The sequence below is a fragment of the Wolbachia endosymbiont (group B) of Lycaena phlaeas genome (assembly GCF_947251875.1).
GTDB lineage: Bacteria > Pseudomonadota > Alphaproteobacteria > Rickettsiales > Anaplasmataceae > Wolbachia.
The window spans coordinates 1,012,623-1,030,999 of the sequence record NZ_OX366392.1 but is presented as its reverse complement, the minus strand read 5'-3'; the positions used below and the strand labels follow the sequence as shown (position 1 = coordinate 1,030,999).

Sequence of the window (18,377 nt, the reverse complement as noted above, 5' to 3'; positions counted from 1 at the left end):
GTTGTAAAATTAATTGTATTGATATTTTATCAGCTGGTCTAAGTACCGGGCAATCATATCAACTTCTAAATTTAGGTAATTACCTGTTTTATTATGCTGAAAAGTTGTGTTTTTCCATGTATAGGGAATTATATTCACAGTGAATTCTTGATCGACAACTGAATTTACTGTAAGGGAAACTCCATCTAGCGTTACAGAGCCTTTTTTTGTAATAAATTTAATTAATTCTTGTGGGCATGATAGTCTGATTTCATGAGATTCTAAATTTTGATTGATTGTTAAAATTTCTGTTGTGTCATCCACATGACCCTGAACCAAGTGGCCGTCAATTCTGTCACTCAGTTTCATTGCTTGTTCTAGGTTTATTTTTTTTCCTATTTTCCACATATTTAAGTTAGAAACCTTCATAGTTTCTTGAGATACTTGAACTGTGAATACATTGCTCATTATGTCGACAACAGTTAAACACACTCCGGAGCAGGATATTGAATCTCCTTTGTTTATAGAGGATAAATTTTGTGTCTCAATATGGAAGATTTGATCAGAGTTAGGGTGGATAGTGATATCAGTTATAGTGCCAATATCTTGGATAATTCCTTTAAACATGCAATAAAATAAATAATTATATCACAAAAGATCTTATTTGTTAGATGTGCAAAGGAAGATCTTTTTCACTTATCTGCTCAATAGATTCTACAGAATATTCAGAATATAGAAAGTAAGCCAGGTTCAAAACGCACAGTGTAATTAATATCGGTAACCCTATGTTTAATGTTAGACCGATACTTTTCCTTTTTTCTGTTGGCACCAATTCCTTTAAAATTGACACTTTTCCCAGCGGCAAGTGCCATAGCCAGAGTGCTGATATAGAAGCTGCTACTAAAAATAGACAAAGATAAGTCTCTTTCGAGGAAAATACAGTTTTTAATGGTGATTTGAGCCCAATATTAGTAGGCAATCGAGTTTTAGCTTCATTTGTTTTTGGTAAATGTTCTACAGCTTTGCTTGGCAAAATTTCATGAGAAATATTTCGAGGCTGTGGAGAAGATTGTATAGGAATGCCCGAAACTAATTTGAGCAATTGCACTGTTTTTCTATATACTTGCTTTTGTAAGTATTCTTTACCTAGAAGTGAGTTATTAGGAGGTTGTGGCCTTTTGAGTACCTCTAGCACTTCTGATATCTCATCTGATTCTAATACTTCATGTAATTGTTTATCTTGAAAGTAAACAATATTAAATATTAAGTTGAAAATATTGTGAAATGTCTCTGGGTCTTGATTTTTATATCCATTCATCACTTCAATAAATATTTCATCGAGTTTTTTTTCTCTACGCTCAATCTGGTTATCTATCATAGCTACTCTAGCATCATTTTGAGCTTGTTTTACGATAGATTGTTTTTCTTCTTCTGATAGTTCTTGAGCTTGCTTTTTTGACTTCTTTTTTCTGTTAGTTTTAAAATAATCTGTGTGCGACCTGGTTTGACCTATATCCCGCTCTGTTTCTTGAGGGACTAAATTTCCTATACTACCCTCTGTTATCCGAGTGGCTGACACTGGTTCTTTCTCTTCTTGGTCAAGTGCTGGAATAACACCAGGTGGCATATTGTTACTCTGTATAGAAAATTTGGGCAGTTGTGGGAAAAAGAATTGTGCCGTATTAAAAAAATTGAATGGCTGAAAAAGAGACCTAAACCAGGAAATATTTTCATGCATTGCAGCAACAATTACTGGTGCACGTGTAATTTGCTTTCTGTTACTTGCTATATTGTAGCCAAACGAACCTTGCACAATTTGTTTATCTTGCGTGTTTCTTTTTTCAATCACATTTTCGTTTTTATTTTCAGTTTCTTCTATTTGTAATGTATCTTGACTTTGCTCCTCACTTTTGGCTTTTTCTACATGTTTTAGCTGCTTATTCAAGAATATCTCGATTTGTTGCAAGCTATTGAGGTTGATGTTTTTAACGTTTGTTTGTAGCGTTATCGTTATGCCCTGCATGAGGATTTGAATTGGAGCATTATTTATGAATTCTTCTACAGTTTTATTAGCTTTATGGTAGTTATTATATAATTCTTCACTTTCTTTTGCTACTTTTATATTGGCTGTGAAGTTTTTCTCCTGAGAAAGGCTGGTTTCAAAAAAGTCAATCAAATGTTTTATTTGAGGTAATATTGTATTAGGGTTTACCTCTGTCAGCAGTTTGATCTTAAATGAAAACTCTTGTGTGTCACTTGTAACACTTCTTGAGCGAATAGTGCTGATTTCTACTACTTCATCGGAAAATACTTTGCCTATCTCTTTAGATTTATCTTTGAAAAATTTAGGTAAATCTTCTACCTCATATTTTTTCTCAGCTCCAACTTTGGTGAGATTTTTTTCTGTGTCTTGAGCTTTATTTTTAAATAAATTCTTTGCTTGTTTCTGCAGTGTGGTATTAAGGTTAGTAACATCTTCCTTTATGTTTTCACAATCTTTTTTAAAGGACTTAGAGAAATCTTCTATTTCATGTGTTACCTTATTTTGAATTTCGGAAGCTGCTGTATGTATGGTTTTTTTAGCCTTATCCATAAAAGACTTAAATGAATTTTTTTTTTGCTCCCACGGAGTTGTGGTATCATTACTGTGCATGTTTCTAATTTTTTAATTTATTAACATAATATTAACAAAAAAAATATAATTAGTCAGTAAATTAATAATTATAGCACTCTTACATAATAGTAGCGTGTTGGATTCAATAAGAGCAGAAAAAGTTACTTTACAAATCTCATCAATCTTCTTATCATAACAATAAGAGTGTTTATCCTTGTTTTTAATCTCTGCAGATTTAACAACAAAATTCAGTAAAAAACTCAGGTATATATTGGCAGATTACATAAAATTATAGCGGCTGCATGTCTTTTTTATTTTTTCTACATTCAGCCAAAACGCGCTTTAAATAAGCGTTAGCACATTATTACAATGCCGATTTACATTATTATAGGGTCAAAACTCACTACTGGGGGATTCTTTTGCCTTTTTTTCGCTTGGTGAATTTTTTAATATTCTGGATTAGTTAGTAGTCCTATAGAGATAGCACTTGATGCTGGAATTCAGGAATTTTTTGAGCACGAAAGTTATGCTAAGTTTTTATTGTTAAGTAAAGGCTGGATTCCAGTGTCGGAGCACTGGAATGACAGAAGAAGGAAACACTCGGATAGGGGCAATTTTAATGATACCAATCATAGAGATCAGCTACTCTGATGACAACTTTTTATCCAAATAGTTTTATTGATGATATTAAAGATTGCACTATAATGAAAGTTTAAGCTAGCGTTTTTAAGGTGAATAAAGAGCTAATAAGTGAAATACCTTTACTTGAAGATAAGGCAGTTTCTGAGATTGAAAATGCTGCTTCTTTGAAGGATTTAGAAAAAGTTAGGTTGTCATACTTGGGGAGAAAGGGTGTAGTAAAAGCTTATTTCGATGACTTAAAGAATATAGATGATGCAGGAGAGAAACGCGACCTAGGTGCAGTGATTAATGTTTTACGCAATAAGATAGACCAGCTTATAACAAGCAAAGAAAATGAACTGAAAGATAAAGAAGTTAAGTTAAAACTGCAAAATGAAGCAGTTGATATCACACTGCCTGTCAGACCAGAAAGAATTGGCAAGATTCATCCACTCAGTAAAGTTATAAGTGAAGTGAAGCTCATTTTTGCGCATATGGGCTTTAAAGCAGTTGATGGTCCTGATATTGAAGATGAATTTCACGTATTTGATGCATTAAATACTCCAAGTCACCACCCTGCACGAGAGGAGCAAGATACCTTCTATTTAAGGAATAAAATAAATGATAAAAGAATGGTGCTGCGCACTCATACCTCATCTGTGCAGATTAGAACCATGGAAAAGACAAAAACTTTTCCAATTAAAATAGTGGCTGCAGGCAGGGTATACAGAAATGACTTTGATGCAACTCACACTCCTATGTTTCATCAGATAGAAGGACTTTATGTTAATGAAAATGTCAATATGGGCCAATTAAAATTTACTATTCATTGCTTCCTTAGTAAATTTTTCGGAGATAAGGGTCTAAGAATACGCTTTCGTAATAGTTTTTTCCCTTTTACTGAACCTTCTGCGGAAGTGGACATAAGCTATAAAGATAGTAAATGGATTGAAGTACTTGGATGTGGTATGGTGCATCCAAATGTCTTTAAAAATGTTGGAATAGACGATACTAAATACAGTGGCTTTGCATTTGGGATTGGTATAGAAAGGCTAGCAATGCTGAAATATCAAATTAGTGATCTAAGGAGCTTTTACGACAATAGAGTTAGTTGGCTCAACCATTATGGTTTTCATTTTTCGTCTTTAAGATAAGTGACAAATAAATCTTATACATTTGTTGTACTTGCTGCTGGGCATAGTGAACGAATGAATTCAAGCTTGCCTAAGGTTCTGCACAAAATAGGTAATTTCTCCATGCTTGAGCATGTCATTTACAATGCAAAGCAGCTGAATCCTGAAAAAATAGTTATTGTAGTCGATTTGCCTTTAACTCAAAGGCTGAAATGCTTTGAGGGTATAAAACTAATTACACAAGAGTCAACGCTCGGCACGGGAGATGCAGTCAAAATTGCAATGAGGAACCTGAAAGAATTGTCAGATATAGTTGTTGTGCAGTATGGGGATACTCCACTAATAAAAAGCAGCACAATAACTAAAATGATAAGCTGCTTAGGAGAGAGCAATGCTTTAGTTTGTCTTGGGTTTAAAACTAATAATAAAGGATACGGTAGACTAATTATTGAGAACGGTTCCCTAAGAGAAATCGTAGAAGCACAAAATGGTAGAAATAATGATGAGGAATTTCTTGCTAATGCCGGAATAATGGTTGCACGTGAAAAGAATCTACGTGAATTGGTGGAGAAAATAGAGTGTAATAACCAAGCTCATGAATATTACTTGACCGATATCGTTGCCATTGCAGTAAAGAGTAATTTAAATGTCGGCTATGTTATTGCTGATGAGGAGGAGGCAACTGGCATAAATAATAGGAATGACCTTGCAACGGCCGAGTTTTACTTTCAAGAAGAAAAAAGAAAGTTTTTCACTAACTCTGGAGTAACGCTTGTTGCTCCAGAAACTGTTTTCTTCTCTCTTGATACGCAAATTGGTATGGATTCGATTGTTTACCCATACGTTTTTTTTGGTCCTGGAGTAAAAATAGGATCTGGTGTTAGGGTTGGTCCATTTGCCAAATGTGAAAATACAACAATAGGTGATGGTGCAATCATAGGTAATTTTGTTGAAACAAAAGCAAGTGATATAGGTATAAATACTAAGATAAAGCATTTAAGTTATATAGGAAATACTCAGGTAGGGCAGGGGAGTAACATAGGTGCAGGTACCGTTATTTGTAATTATGATGGGAAAAAGAAACATAGAACAAATATTGGAAGCAATTGTTTTATTGGTGCCAATAGTTCATTAATTGCACCGCTTAATGTTCATGATGACTCTCTAGTTGCAGCAGGTAGCGTTGTAGTCAAAGATGTGCCAAAGGGAAGTCTGGCAATTGCAAGAGAAAGACAAATAACAAAAAAAATAAAATAATTCCAATTTTTTACTTGCAATTTATACTATTTTTAATATTTATATGCTTGTATATGCATATATTAATCTTTGGAGGATAAAAATGAAAAAGTTACTTACTTTGTTGGCTTGCTGTTCTTTGTCAGCACCGTCTTTTGGAGTTGATTGGGTTAAAGATAGAACCTACACCTCTTCGTCATATGGCATGCTTGGTGTTAATTATGATCTTGGCTATCATTGTACAGATAGCATTAAAATTTCATTTGGTCCTGCAGTTAAACTTGTTATGAGTGAAGGGATTTTAGACGCGGGACTTATGACAAAGCTTCATTATCATTATAAATTTGAAAATACAGATATTACTCCTTATGTTACTTTTGGTATAGGAGGAGTTGCTAAAATTCCTCTTTTAGAAAATCAAGGGCCAGACGTAGAAGAATTTTTTTCTTATCAAATAGGTTCTGGTATTAATCTTCCACTTTCTGAGAGAACAAGTGTTTTTGCTGGCTACAAGCTGCAGAAGTTTCATGAACTTTCGCATGGGGTTGAATTTGGAATGAGTTTTAATTTGTAAGCTCCGATTGAATGTTTTTAGTGAAGTCTGGTTTGAATTTTTGTTGAAAAAAAGCAAGTGATATAGGCTAAAATGATGATTGCAGTAGGTAACAAAATGTGACAAAGAGAAGTTTGGCAATTGCAAGAGAAAGGCAAGTAGCTAAGAAAGTGATTCCGATTTTATTATGTAAGTTATGTAATTTTTAACTTTTCTGTGAGTATATATGCGTATATTCATGGTTAGAGGGTAAAAATGAAAAAATTACTTACTTTAGTAGTCTGCTGTTCTCTGTCAGCACCGTCTTTTGGAGTTGATTGGATTAGAGATAGAATCTATACTTCGTCGTCATATGGCAATCTTGGTATTAATTATGAGCTTGGCTATCATTATACAGATAGCATAAAAATTTCAGCTGGTCCTGTATTGAAATCTGTTTTGTTTGGAGGATCTTTGGCAGAGTTAGGATTCATGGCAAAGCTTCATTATCATCATCAATTTGAAAGTACGGATATTACCCCTTATGTTACTTTTGGTGTAGGAGGTGGAGCTAAAGTATCTCAACCAGCACAGCAAGATCAACAGCCAGACGTAGAAAAGTTTTTTTCCTACCAGATAGGTGCTGGTATTAATCTTCCACTTTCTGAGAGAACGAATGTTTTCGCTGGCTATAAACTTCACAAGTTCAGTAATTTTTCTCATGGGTTTGAACTTGGAATGAGTTTTAATTTATAAGCTCCGATTGAATGTTTTTAGTGAAAGCTTGAGTTTTTATTAACGTCGTAAAGTTTTCATGAGACTAAGAGAATTTGAGAGTAGTCAAGTTTTAAAACTTGACTACTCTCCACGAGGAAAAGCAGATAAAGGTAGAAGTATTTCATGTTTTTATTTATATTGACAGTATGTGTGACATCATTTACGATTAGTGTTAATAACAATAATTGATATTTGTCATGTTTGCAGTAATCGAAACTGGTGGAAAGCAGTATTTAGTAAAAAAAGGCAGCATAATTAAAGTAGAAAGATTACAAGCTGAAGAAAAAGAGGAAGTGGAAATCAATAAAGTGATTTGTGTTTCAAACAATGGCTTATCTTGTTCATCTAATGCTGTTGTTAAAGCTGAAGTACTGGAGCAGTGTAGAGATAAAAAAATTATAATCTTTAAGAAAAAGAGAAGAAAAAATTACCGTAGGAAAAATGGTCATAGGCAGTATATTACTGTTCTTCGTATCAATGAAATTAGTCTTCAAAAGTAAGAGGTAAGATATGGCAACTAAAAAATCAGGTGGTAGTTCCTGTAATGGTAGAGATTCGGCAGGGCGTCGGCTCGGGATAAAGAAGAATGGTGAGGTTATTCCAGGTAACATAATTGTACGTCAAAGAGGTACAAAATTTCATCCTGGAAAGAATGTTGGTATGGGTAAAGATCATACGATTTTTGCTAAAACGAAAGGCTGGGTGAGTTTTAGAAAATCAGCAAATAAAAAGACGTTTATTGATGTTGTGCCTACAGATGATATGCAAGCCTTGGCTTGAATAGATACGGGTCTGTAGCTCAGGTGGTTAGAGCGCACGCCTGATAAGCGTGAGGTCGGAGGTTCAACTCTTCCCAGACCCACCATTTAAATTTGCAATAGTTTTGATATCGTGTAACTAAACGATGGTTTTACATAAGAATTCAGTAACCAGTGAATCAGTAGCAGCCGGTCATCCAGACAAAGTAGCAGACCAGATTTCAGATGCAATACTTGACGAATACCTTTTTAATGACTCTTCCTCTCGTACTGCAATAGAGACTTTAGTTACTAAAGATAATGTTATTATAGCTGGGGAAGTATTTGGGCCGAACATTGAAAATAGCAAGATTGAAAGTATTGTACGGAATACAATAAAAGATATTGGTTATGAGCATGATGGTTTCCACTGGGAAACAGTGAAAGTAAATATATTACTACATGAACAATCAAATGACATTGCAATAGGTGTGGATCAAGGTGCTGGGGATCAGGGCATAATGTATGGCTATGCAACAATAGAGACAGAAAGCCTCATGCCAGCACCCATTTTTTATGCACACTCGATTCTGAGAAATATCATGAGTATGGTCAAAGAGGTAAAGCTTGGTCCGGATGCAAAATCGCAAATCACTTTGGCGTATGAGAATAACCTTCCAGTGCGTGCTGAAAGTATTGTTGTTTCAATACAGCATCTTGAGGATCTGAGTCAATCGAAAGTGAAGGAAATAATTTATCCTTACATAGCTTCATCTTTACCTAAAGGGTGGATGTGCCCTAAAGAAAATCTCTTAGTCAATCCAACAGGTAGATTTGTTATTGGTGGACCAGTTGGTGATTGTGGATTAACCGGACGAAAAATTATGGTTGATACTTATGGAGGCTATATTCCACACGGTGGAGGAGCCTTTTCTGGAAAAGATGCAACAAAAGTTGATAGATCCGCAGCTTATATGGCGAGATACCTTGCTAAAAATATTGTCTTTGCAGGTTTAGCTGAACGTTGTCTTGTGCAGCTTTCTTATGCAATTGGTGTCTCAAAACCTACTTCATTTTACATTGATACATTTGGCACGAATACAATAGATGAAGAGAGGATTAAAGGGTTTATTGAAGGTAACATAGATTTATCAACTAAAGGCATAATAAGACATTTATCACTTAATCGTCCTATATATAAACGTACAGCCTGCTATGGGCATTTTGGTAAAAAGTTAGAAAGTGATGGTGGATTTTCTTGGGAAGGTGTGGACTTATCTACTGATTTTTGTAAAGAATTTAATATAGAAGAAGAAAAGAGAGAATTTCTTTAAACTATTAAACTCTTTTATTTCTAGCTTGATACTGATATAATAACTTATTATAAATTGTAAGTAACTTTTTAGTAACTATACTAGTTTTAATATTTATGAGGCTTACAAGATGTCCAACAAACCAAAAGAAGAATTTTATGATATTGCTATAAAAGAATCATCTGATCTTATTGAAGAAATAAAAGAACATCCTTTCAATGTTGAATTGATAAACAATACGCTAGATTATGAAAAGTTCAAAATTTATCTTCAGCAGGATTTTTTATATTTAGTGGACTGTACTCGTGCTTTATTGATTATTGCAGCTAAAGTTGATGACATTGAAATAATGGGCAGTTTGGTTAATGTAGCAAGGGGAACATTTGCGGTTCGAAAGCAGTATACTGAATATTTTGAGACTTGTGATTTATCCGATAATCATAAAAAATCAAAATCTTGTTCTGCTTTTACTGATTTTTTTATGCGTGCTGCATATCATAATTCTGTTGCTGAAGCTTTAGCAGCGTCTTATCCTTGTTTTAATATATACCAAATTATTATAAATCATATGGTAGGAGAGGTTATGCCTAAAAAAGTTGAAGATCACAGATATCAAGGGTGGATTGATATCTATAATAACACAGTAATGAATGCTACGATTAATCAAGTTACTGACGTTGCAAATAATCTATATGCAAAGGCTGGTGATTGTGAGAGGAAAAAGATGCGTGAGTTTTTTAAGAGAGGTCTAGAGCTAGAAATAATGTTTTGGGATGAGATGTATTCTCTAGCATAATCTGTAGTATTAACACTAAATTATATTCTAGTTTATGTGATGTTTAGTGGTATAATTAAGAGTTATTATGGGTCAAATCTTTTAAAGGATATTATTGAGCATCCTTTCAATGTTGAATTAGCAAATAATACTTTAAACATAGAAAACTTCAAATTTTATATACAACAAGATGCATTCTTTTTAGCTGATTATGTTCGTACTGTTTTAATGACTGCATCAAAAATGGAGAGTTGTAATAACATTGTTCCATTGATTGGGGTGGCTAAAGGAGGAATAGAGATTATGAGAGTGTTATACGACCACTACTTTACTGTATACTCCATAAATCGTGGAGAAAAGTCGCTTGAATGTTTCAATTTTACTAACTTTCTTTTGTCTACTTCGTATAGCGACATTTATGAAGCTGTAACAGTTCTTTACTCTTGCCATTTTATATATAAAATTATTGTTGATAATATGAGAAATAAAATTAAAAAAAATAATAGATATAAGGATTGGTTTGATTTTTTTGGCGGTAGTTTGATGGAATCTGGATGTGTTGCTTTGGAAGATATTGTTGACGAGTATTGTAACAAAGCAAGGGAAAGTGAAAGAACCAGAATGCTTGAATTATTTAAAATAACTGCACAATTTGAGTTAGACTTTTGGAATAGCGCATATAATTTTTCAAAATTTGATCAAGATTTTAAGAAATATTGACAATTTTAAGCTAATTTGTATGCTTGATATGTATTTTTGAAGGTGATATGAAAAGTAAAGAACATGATTTTCATTTAGTGGACCCAAGTCCCTGGCCAATTGCTATATCAGCAGCAATTCTTGTTCTTGCACTTGGATTAGTTGGTACACTCCATAAACAAATTTCTGGAATATTTGGTTTAGTTTTGGGAATCTCTGCGGTATCAGGAGTGCTGTTTTATTGGTGGAGAGATGTAATAAGAGAAGCAATTTATGATAAATGCCATACTGCCATTGTAAAACATGGACTCAAGCTTGCAATGTACTTATTTATCCTCTCGGAAGTTGTGTTTTTTATAGCGTTCTTTTGTTCATTCTTTAAAGCCTGGCTTGATCCGGTTTTTTTATTTGAAGCGTTTTCTCCTACAAAAAAAGTTGAATGGCCCCCTGAAGGGATTTTACCACCGGATCCGTGGTCGTTACCATTTATGAATACACTAATATTATTACTTTCTGGTACAACGATTACTTCAGCACATCATTTTTTACTTGAAAATGATCAAAAGAGCATGATTAAAATGCTGTCTATAACTATATTGCTTGGGATGTTCTTTATAATAGTGCAAGCAATTGAGTATTATGAAGCAAGTTTTTCTCTACAAGAAGCGGGAGAGAAACTTATCTATACATCCAACTTTTACATGATTACTGGTTTTCATTGTGTACATGTTATAATAGGGATAATATTCTTGTCAGTATGTTTATTTAGAGCTCGAAAAAATCAGATTACACCTCAAGATCATTTATGTTTTGAGTTTGCTTCTTGGTATTGGCACTTCGTTGATGTAGTTTGGATATTTTTATTTTTGTTTGTTTATTGGCTCAGCATTTATTAAGTGATTAAGATAATAGGTCTAGATCCAGGAATAAGCAAAACTGGTTGGGCAATTATCAATCTGGAAGAAAAAAATAGTATTGAATTTTTGGGTGGTGGTGCCATATCAACTGATAGTAAGTTGGGTACAGGTGAGCGTTTACATATAATTTTTGAAGAATTAAAGAAAGTAATTTCTCTATACTCTCCAAATGAAGCTGCAGTAGAGAAAATTTTTGTTAATAAGAACCCAAAATCTTCGCTAACTTTAGGATATGCAAGAGCGATTGCAATTTTAATATTACGAATGACGGATTTACCCATGAATGAATATGATGCAAACTATATAAAAAAGAGCATTACTGGAAATGGTCATGCTGATAAGGATCAGATTATATTTATGGTGAAGCAAATAGTTAAAAACTTAAATATAAAATGTCATCATACTGCTGATGCTCTTGCTACAGCAATTTGTCATGCTTATACGAGAAGTTCTTGTTTTATTGAATAGTTTTACATGAATTCAGTTGAAAAAACTATTTGATGGTATTTATCTTATCTAACGTTCGTTGCAGAATAATACATGCAGCAATTTTATCATCTATTTTTTTTGATTTTGTGATTGATATTCCAGTAATTTTTAGTGCGTGAGTTGCAAGAGATGTTGATAGACTTTCGTCTTGTAGGTATATGTGTACTTTACATTTTTTTATTATTTTATTTGCAAACTGGATTATTGCTTTACACCATTCAGTCTCTTGGTCATCTATTTTGAATGGTAGTCCTATTACCATTGATCCAGCTTCATTTTCTTTAAGCACTCTATTTAGATAACCTAAATCTTTGCTCATATTTCTTCTATAATATATACTATGAGCTGTAGCTATAAGCTGTGTTTTATCACTAAATGCTATGCCTATTTGTTTTTCTCCCATATCAAGGCACATTATACGTTTATCTCTTGGAATAGACTTTAGAAATTCATCTGGATTTCTATGTAGCATCTATGAAAACATAACTTTTGTACAATTGTATTTTTGTGACAGTAAGTTATGTACAGTCTACTGGCATGATAGACATTCATCATAATTAATATCTGTTTTTTGTTGCAATATTTCACTTTTTTTGAATATGTCATGTGAGACCTTGTCAGCTCTCTGCATTGATTGTGATCTGCAGTAATACAAGCTTTTTAATCCTTTTTTCCAAGCAAGCATATGTATTTTGTGTAAGTAACGTTTATGCACATTGGCAGGTAAGAACAGATTTACTGATTGAGATTGACAAATATAAGGAGTTCTATCACTTGCATGTTCTATGATCCATTGTTGATCAAGTTCGTATGCTGTTTTAAATGTCAGTTTTTCATGCTTGCTAAGAAAATCTAAATGCTGAACAGAACCCTCATTTGTTGAAATTGAGGACCATATTTCATCATTGTCTTGATTTTTTTCTGCTAGTAGTTTTTGCAAGAATTTATTTCGTACTACAAATGAACCTGTAAGTGTCTTCTGTATAAATACGTTTGCTGCATATGGCTCTATTCCAGGGGAAGTGTTGCCTGCGATAATCGAAATTGAGGCAGTTGGAGCAATAGCGAGCTTATGTGTAAACCTTTCCATTAGATCGATTTCTTTAGCATCAAGACATGGCCCTTTTTCTTCTGCTAATTTTTTAGAAACTACATCTGCTTGCTCGCGCAAATGCTTAAATACTTTTTTATTCCATTGTTGGGCTGTTACTGATTCAAAAGGAACCATTTTACTTTGTAAAAATGAATGAAAACCCATCACGCCAAGACCGATACTACGCTCTCTTATTGCGGAATATTTTGCTCGCTGTATTTCATTTGGTGCTTGGTTTATGAAATCCTCTAATACATTATCAAGAAAACGCATTATATCTTCTATGAAAAGCTCATTATCTTTCCATTCTTCGTAGTATTCAAGATTTACGGATGATAAACAACATACAGCAGTGCGTGACTTTTTCAGGTGATCGTAACCTGTAGTTAAAGTTATTTCACTGCATAGGTTTGACATTTTGATGTCTAAGTTGAGTTTTTTGTAAGATTCTGGCTTATTGTTATTTGTTGCATCAAGGAAAATAATGTAAGGTTCTCCAGTTTCAACTCTTGCTGTTAATATTTTAATCCATATATCCCGTGCTTTTACTGTTGAAATAACTTTATTGTTATGAGGGCTTATTAAATCCCATTCTTGATCATCTTCAACAGCTTGCATAAACTTATCTGTTACTATTACAGCATGATGTATATTTAATGCTTTGCGATTTGGGTCACCACCAGTTGGCTTACGTAAATCTAGAAACTCTTCTATTTCTGGATGCCATACAGGAAGATAAACTGCTGAGCTTCCTCTTCTTAAGGATCCTTGGCTGATTGCAAGCGTCAGAGCATTTTGTACTACGATAAATGGCACAATTCCTGATGTTTTACCGCTACCTTTGACACTTTCACCAATTGAACGTAAATTTCCCCAATAACTACCTATTCCACCACCACGTGCAGCGAGCCAAACATTTTCATTCCATAAATCAACTATTCCCTGCAAGCTATCTTCAGTTTCGTTAAGAAAGCAGGAAATAGGCAATCCTCTCTTGGTACCACCATTACTAAGTATTGGAGTTGAAGGCATGAACCATAAATTGCTCATGTAATCATAAAGACGCTGTGCATGCTCTTTATTATCAGAGTAGTAATTGGCAATACGTATAAAGAGATCTTGATAACTTTCATTTTCTATTAAATACCTGTCCAATAGAACTGCTTTTCCAAAATCAGTTAATTTACTATCCTTTGCGTAGTTAATAGCAATGTAATTCATAAGACTCCCTTTATGATAATATAGACATTTATTTGAGCGATTTCTCGATTAAGTTGTTAAATTTTTTTGTGGATACTGTAATGCAAACAAGATACCATCAACTTGGCTGCCATATATTTTACAGTAACTCATTTGACTTATTTGCATATTTGTTTCTTTTGCAACATGCTGAATATAATCTTCTGAGTGACGAAAATAATCTCCTTTGTTTACAAAGTCAATACCTTTACCTTCCTTTCTTCTTACTAAACATACAATAACCCCTTTTTTGTTTGTCAATCCTTTTGCTAGTTCCAATTCTGCTAGAAAATCATGTAGATAGTGTAGCACTTCAGCAAAGATAATTACATCATACTGCTGGTTCTTCTCTTGTTTAAGAAACTCTTTCATTTCTGTATGTATTAACTCATCGTAAACAGGTTTACCTTTTATAAGGCATCCTCTTGCAATATTGAGCATTCTATTTGAGATGTCAACTCCTGTTATGCGACTTCTAATATTACTTATTTTTAGGAAGTGACCACATATTCCAGTACCGCAACCAAGGTCGAGTATATTCAGTTTAGAAGTGGAGTTGTTAAAGACTTTTGTAATTATCATGTGTACGAGTTCATGCCCTCTGTATTGTTTGGCAATTAGCCAATGCTCAACAAAATATTCACCTGTGTAATCAAAATATTGTTTTATGAGATTTTCAGGCAATTCCACAATATCTGATGTGTTTGTTATTTTCTTTATATAGTAAGAAGCTTCTTTATGACTACTATCTAATTTTAGGGTTTTTGTTAAATAATTATAAGCTTTGTTAGTATTGCCTACTGCAAAATGACATCTTCCGATATTATACCAGACTAGAGGTAAATTAGGGTAGAATATGCTAATTAACCAAAATCTTAACTTTGCATCTGATATATTACCTTTATAGAAGTGATATAACCCGATTTCAGTGTTGGTATTTAACAGGTTTTTAGATTTTTCAAGAAACACTACAATTTCTTTATGGAGAGTACTGTATTTATCCATAATGAAATTTTTTACTTTTTTACTATTTAATAAGCCAGTGAGCTTGGATATACAATTTAAAGCAAAGTTTTTTATAAAAGATAGATTACTTTTCATACATTAGAAATACTCCAAATGTTCATTTTCATTTTTAGGTAACTAATTTTAACACATTTTATCTTACAAAATATCTTTTTCATTAATTTTTCTGTACATATCAATTTGTCAAATATTTCTTAGATTATAATGTTTAAGATTGCTGGTATATTGTTGTTGATAATAATAGGTAAATGTTTTGTGTAAAAAGGCGTTGACATATGATTTATCAGATTGTAACATATAAAAGATTAGTTTTTAGATGTTTGAAAAGTTTTATGGTAGAGATTATTTAATCTCAATTCAATTGTAAGTTAATATTTAACTCTGCATATTCTACATATAGTCAGATAAATAAATTATTAAGAGCACTTGATGGATGCCTTGGCGTTAAGAGGCGATGAAGGACGTGGCAGGCTGCGATAAGCTGCGGGAAATTGTCAACAAATTTTGATCCGCAGATTTCCGAATGGGGAAACCCAACTAGCTTAGCTAGTTATTATATACTAAGTATATAAAGCAAACTTGGTGAACTGAAATATCTAAGTAGCCAAAGGAAAAGAAATCAACCGAGATTCTGTTAGTAGTGACGAGCGAAAGCGGAAAAGGCTAGTGATTTAAAAATAAGAATTAGAATACTCTGGAAATGGTAACCATAGAAGGTGATAGTCCTGTACAAATAGAAAGTTTTTAAATCCTTGAGTAGAGCGGGGCACGTGAAATCCTGTTTGAATATGGGGGGACCATCCTCCAAGCCTAAATACTCCTTAACGACCGATAGCGAACAAGTACCGTGAGGGAAAGGTGAAAAGAACCCCGGGAGGGGAGTGAAATAGAATCTGAAATCAAGTGCTTACAAACAGTTGGAGCTCTATATCAATTTATTGATATTTAGAGTGACAGCGTACCTTTTGCATAATGGGTCAGCGAGTTAATCTATGAAGCAAGCTTAAGCCGATAGGTGTAGGCGTAGCGAAAGCAAGTCTGAATAGGGCGTTTAGTTTTATGGATTAGACCCGAAACCAAGTGATCTAGTCATGACCAGATTGAAGGTATGGTAAAACATACTGAAGGATCGAACCAGTTAATGTTGCAACATTATTGGATGAGTTGTGATTAGGGGTGAAAGGCCAATCAAACTTGGAAATAGCTGGTTCTCCGCGAAATCTATTTAGGTAGAGCGTTGTATTTATGTTGTTGGGGGTAGAGCACTGGATAGACTAGGGGGATTCATCATCTTACCAAATCTAACCAAACTCCGAATACCAATAATTAATTATACAGCAGACACACTATGGGTGCTAAGTCCGTGGTGGAAAGGGAAACAGCCCAGATCACTATCTAAGGTCCCAAAATTACAGCTAAGTGGGAAAGGAAGTAGAAAAACCATTACAGCTAGGAGGTTGGCTTGGAAGCAGCCATCCTTTAAAGAAAGCGTAACAGCTCACTTGTCTAAATAAGTTTTTCTGCGCCGAAAATGTACCGGGGCTAAAGCTGTATACCGAAGATGTGGGTGCTTATTAATTTCGATTAATAGGCGCGGTAGCGGAGCGTTCCGTAAGTCTGTGAAGGTGGTTTGTAAAAACTGCTGGAGATATCGGAAGTGAGAATGCTGACATAAGTAGCGTAAAAGAGTGTGAAAAACACTCTCACCAAAAATCTAAGGGTTCCTACGTTAAGTTAATCTGCGTAGGGTTAGTCGGTTCCTAAGGCGAGTCCGTAAAGGAGTAGTCGATGGCAATTAGGTTAATATTCCTAAACCTCTTAAGTGTGACGGGTTTTGTATTTGTATAGGTCTGATTGGATTGATCTATGCTTAAAAGAAGCTCCAGGAAATAGCACTTATATTTATGAGGCCGTACCGTAAACCGACACTGGTGGATGAGTAGAGTATACTAAGGTGTTGAAAGAATGATGTTGAAGGAACTCGGCAAATTATACCTGTAACTTCGGAAGAAGGGTAACCTGCTTTTAGGCAACTATAAGTAGGTGGCACAAAATAGGGAGTAGCGACTGTTTACTAAAAACACAGGACTCTGCAAACACGTAAGTGGAAGTATAGGGTCTGACGCCTGCCCGGTGCTGGAAGGTTAATAGGAGGGGTGCAAGCTCTGAATTGAAGCCCCAGTAAACGGCGGCCGTAACACTGACGGTCCTAAGGTAGCGAAATTCCTTGTCGGGTAAGTTCCGACCCGCACGAATGGCGTAACGATTTCTCCACTGTCTCCAACATCACTTCAGCGAAATTGAATTCCCCGTGCAGATGCGGGGTACCCGCGGTTAGACGAAGAGACCCCGTGCACCTTTACTATAGCTTTACATTGCTATTAAAAGTGTGATGTGCAGGATAGGTGGGAGACTTTGAAGTTATGGCGCTAGCTATAATGGAGTTAACCTTGAGATACCACCCTTTACACTTTTGATATCTAACTATGTTTCATTATCTGGAACTAGGACATTGTATGGTGGGTAGTTTGACTGGGGCGGTCGCCTCCTAAAAAGTAACGGAGGCGTGCGAAGGTAAGCTAGAGCTGGTCGGAAATCAGCTTGATAGTACAATGGCATAAGCTTGCCTGACTGCGAGGCTGACAAGCCAAGCAGAGACGAAAGTCGGTCATAGTGATCCGGTAATTCTGTATGGAAGGGTTATCGCTCAACGGATAAAAGGTACGCCGGGGATAACAGGCTGATGGTGTTCGAGAGTTCATATCGACGACACCGTTTGGCACCTCGATGTCGACTCATCACATCCTGGGGCTGGAGAAGGTCCCAAGGGTTCGGCTGTTCGCCGATTAAAGTGTTACGTGAGTTGGGTTTAGAACGTCGTGAGACAGTTCGGTTTCTATCTGCCGTGGGTGAAGGAAATTTGAGAAGATCTGACTCTAGTACGAGAGGACCGAGATGTATATACCTCTGGTGTACCAGCTGTTATGCCAATAGCATCGCTGGGTAGCTATGTATAGATGGGATAATTGCTGAAAGCATATAAGCAAGAAACCCTCTTCAAAAAAATTTCCCAATTAAGGCCGTGGGAGACTACCACGTTGATAGGCTAGGTGTAGAAGCATGGTAACATGTGAAGCTAACTGGTACTAATAGCCTGATTGATTTATTTGCTTTCTATATGTGCATATGCAGTGTTA

The 18,377-nt window shown here is 34.8% G+C and carries 16 protein-coding genes, 1 tRNA gene and 1 rRNA gene; 13 read left to right on the top strand and 5 right to left on the bottom strand.

All coding sequences use genetic code 11. From position 1 onward, the window contains the following. Positions 1–9 precede the first annotated feature (9 nt). Together OPR37_RS04775 and OPR37_RS04770 are read right to left on the bottom strand one after the other, a co-directional pair. Positions 10–606 carry a riboflavin synthase gene (locus tag OPR37_RS04775; RefSeq protein WP_007302503.1) on the bottom strand — a complete coding sequence of 199 codons (597 nt, stop codon included), beginning with the start codon at positions 604–606 and terminating at the stop codon, positions 10–12. Between the two features lie 40 nt (positions 607–646). Then, positions 647–2,632 (bottom strand): hypothetical protein, encoded by a 1,986-nt coding sequence (locus OPR37_RS04770; protein WP_264684838.1) that lies wholly within the window; start codon positions 2,630–2,632, stop codon positions 647–649. 692 nt (positions 2,633–3,324) lie between these two features. Here OPR37_RS04770 and pheS point away from each other — a divergent pair. From pheS to ruvC, 12 genes are all read left to right on the top strand, one after another. Then, positions 3,325–4,368: a phenylalanine--tRNA ligase subunit alpha gene (pheS, locus tag OPR37_RS04765; protein WP_019236907.1), complete on the top strand. Its 1,044-nt coding sequence runs from the start codon at positions 3,325–3,327 to the stop codon at positions 4,366–4,368. Continuing rightward, positions 4,369–5,604, top strand: a complete 1,236-nt coding sequence (locus tag OPR37_RS04760) for an NTP transferase domain-containing protein (protein WP_019236908.1) — start codon at positions 4,369–4,371, stop codon at positions 5,602–5,604. A gap of 82 nt (positions 5,605–5,686) precedes the next feature. Further along, on the top strand, positions 5,687–6,157 hold the full coding sequence (locus OPR37_RS04755; RefSeq protein WP_019236909.1) for a P44/Msp2 family outer membrane protein: 471 nt from the start codon (positions 5,687–5,689) through the stop codon (positions 6,155–6,157). 234 nt (positions 6,158–6,391) lie between these two features. Then, positions 6,392–6,871 (top strand): outer membrane protein, encoded by a 480-nt coding sequence (locus OPR37_RS04750; protein ID WP_019236910.1) that lies wholly within the window; start codon positions 6,392–6,394, stop codon positions 6,869–6,871. 218 nt (positions 6,872–7,089) lie between these two features. Next, the gene (rplU, locus tag OPR37_RS04745; protein WP_007302510.1) at positions 7,090–7,392 is read left to right on the top strand and encodes a 50S ribosomal protein L21; all 303 of its coding nucleotides are present in this window, start codon (positions 7,090–7,092) and stop codon (positions 7,390–7,392) included. A 10-nt stretch (positions 7,393–7,402) separates the two neighbouring features. Further along, positions 7,403–7,672 (top strand): 50S ribosomal protein L27, encoded by a 270-nt coding sequence (gene rpmA / locus OPR37_RS04740; RefSeq protein ID WP_006012184.1) that lies wholly within the window; start codon positions 7,403–7,405, stop codon positions 7,670–7,672. Positions 7,673–7,680: 8 nt separating this feature from the next. Further along, a tRNA-Ile gene (locus tag OPR37_RS04735) sits at positions 7,681–7,757 on the top strand. Positions 7,758–7,796: 39 nt separating this feature from the next. Further along, positions 7,797–8,963 carry a methionine adenosyltransferase gene (metK, locus tag OPR37_RS04730; protein ID WP_007302511.1) on the top strand — a complete coding sequence of 389 codons (1,167 nt, stop codon included), beginning with the start codon at positions 7,797–7,799 and terminating at the stop codon, positions 8,961–8,963. 109 nt (positions 8,964–9,072) lie between these two features. Beyond that, on the top strand, positions 9,073–9,738 hold the full coding sequence (locus OPR37_RS04725; RefSeq protein ID WP_007302512.1) for a TenA family protein: 666 nt from the start codon (positions 9,073–9,075) through the stop codon (positions 9,736–9,738). 39 nt (positions 9,739–9,777) lie between these two features. Further along, the gene (locus tag OPR37_RS04720) at positions 9,778–10,437 is read left to right on the top strand and encodes a TenA family protein (RefSeq protein ID WP_007302513.1); all 660 of its coding nucleotides are present in this window, start codon (positions 9,778–9,780) and stop codon (positions 10,435–10,437) included. Between the two features lie 47 nt (positions 10,438–10,484). Beyond that, positions 10,485–11,312, top strand: a complete 828-nt coding sequence (locus OPR37_RS04715) for a cytochrome c oxidase subunit 3 (protein WP_019236912.1) — start codon at positions 10,485–10,487, stop codon at positions 11,310–11,312. Then, positions 11,313–11,801: a crossover junction endodeoxyribonuclease RuvC gene (ruvC, locus tag OPR37_RS04710; RefSeq protein WP_019236913.1), complete on the top strand. Its 489-nt coding sequence runs from the start codon at positions 11,313–11,315 to the stop codon at positions 11,799–11,801. A gap of 25 nt (positions 11,802–11,826) precedes the next feature. On the opposite strand, the gene ruvX is transcribed toward ruvC, so the two are convergent. Genes ruvX through OPR37_RS04695 form a run of 3 tightly spaced genes read right to left on the bottom strand, consistent with a single transcriptional unit; the run spans position 11,827 to position 15,255 of the window. Beyond that, positions 11,827–12,294 (bottom strand): Holliday junction resolvase RuvX, encoded by a 468-nt coding sequence (gene ruvX / locus OPR37_RS04705; protein WP_143689150.1) that lies wholly within the window; start codon positions 12,292–12,294, stop codon positions 11,827–11,829. 57 nt (positions 12,295–12,351) lie between these two features. Beyond that, on the bottom strand, positions 12,352–14,136 hold the full coding sequence (locus tag OPR37_RS04700) for a ribonucleoside-diphosphate reductase subunit alpha (RefSeq protein ID WP_007302519.1): 1,785 nt from the start codon (positions 14,134–14,136) through the stop codon (positions 12,352–12,354). A gap of 48 nt (positions 14,137–14,184) precedes the next feature. Next, positions 14,185–15,255 (bottom strand): methyltransferase domain-containing protein, encoded by a 1,071-nt coding sequence (locus tag OPR37_RS04695; RefSeq protein WP_007302520.1) that lies wholly within the window; start codon positions 15,253–15,255, stop codon positions 14,185–14,187. Positions 15,256–15,586: 331 nt separating this feature from the next. Between OPR37_RS04695 and OPR37_RS04690 the strand changes: the two genes are divergently transcribed. Further along, positions 15,587–18,351: ribosomal RNA gene (locus OPR37_RS04690) — 23S ribosomal RNA — on the top strand. Positions 18,352–18,377: the final 26 nt, after the last annotated feature.

Coding starts and splice junctions, on each gene's coding strand:
- OPR37_RS04695 (WP_007302520.1), bottom strand. CDS start 15,255: ATGAAAAGTAATCTATCTTTTATAAAAAACTTTGCTTTAAATTGTATA.
- OPR37_RS04715 (WP_019236912.1), top strand. CDS start 10,485: ATGAAAAGTAAAGAACATGATTTTCATTTAGTGGACCCAAGTCCCTGG.
- OPR37_RS04770 (WP_264684838.1), bottom strand. CDS start 2,632: ATGCACAGTAATGATACCACAACTCCGTGGGAGCAAAAAAAAAATTCA.
- OPR37_RS04700 (WP_007302519.1), bottom strand. CDS start 14,136: ATGAATTACATTGCTATTAACTACGCAAAGGATAGTAAATTAACTGAT.
- OPR37_RS04750 (WP_019236910.1), top strand. CDS start 6,392: ATGAAAAAATTACTTACTTTAGTAGTCTGCTGTTCTCTGTCAGCACCG.
- OPR37_RS04775 (WP_007302503.1), bottom strand. CDS start 606: ATGTTTAAAGGAATTATCCAAGATATTGGCACTATAACTGATATCACT.
- rpmA (WP_006012184.1), top strand. CDS start 7,403: ATGGCAACTAAAAAATCAGGTGGTAGTTCCTGTAATGGTAGAGATTCG.
- ruvX (WP_143689150.1), bottom strand. CDS start 12,294: ATGCTACATAGAAATCCAGATGAATTTCTAAAGTCTATTCCAAGAGAT.
- metK (WP_007302511.1), top strand. CDS start 7,797: ATGGTTTTACATAAGAATTCAGTAACCAGTGAATCAGTAGCAGCCGGT.
- rplU (WP_007302510.1), top strand. CDS start 7,090: ATGTTTGCAGTAATCGAAACTGGTGGAAAGCAGTATTTAGTAAAAAAA.
- OPR37_RS04725 (WP_007302512.1), top strand. CDS start 9,073: ATGTCCAACAAACCAAAAGAAGAATTTTATGATATTGCTATAAAAGAA.
- OPR37_RS04755 (WP_019236909.1), top strand. CDS start 5,687: ATGAAAAAGTTACTTACTTTGTTGGCTTGCTGTTCTTTGTCAGCACCG.
- OPR37_RS04720 (WP_007302513.1), top strand. CDS start 9,778: ATGTTTAGTGGTATAATTAAGAGTTATTATGGGTCAAATCTTTTAAAG.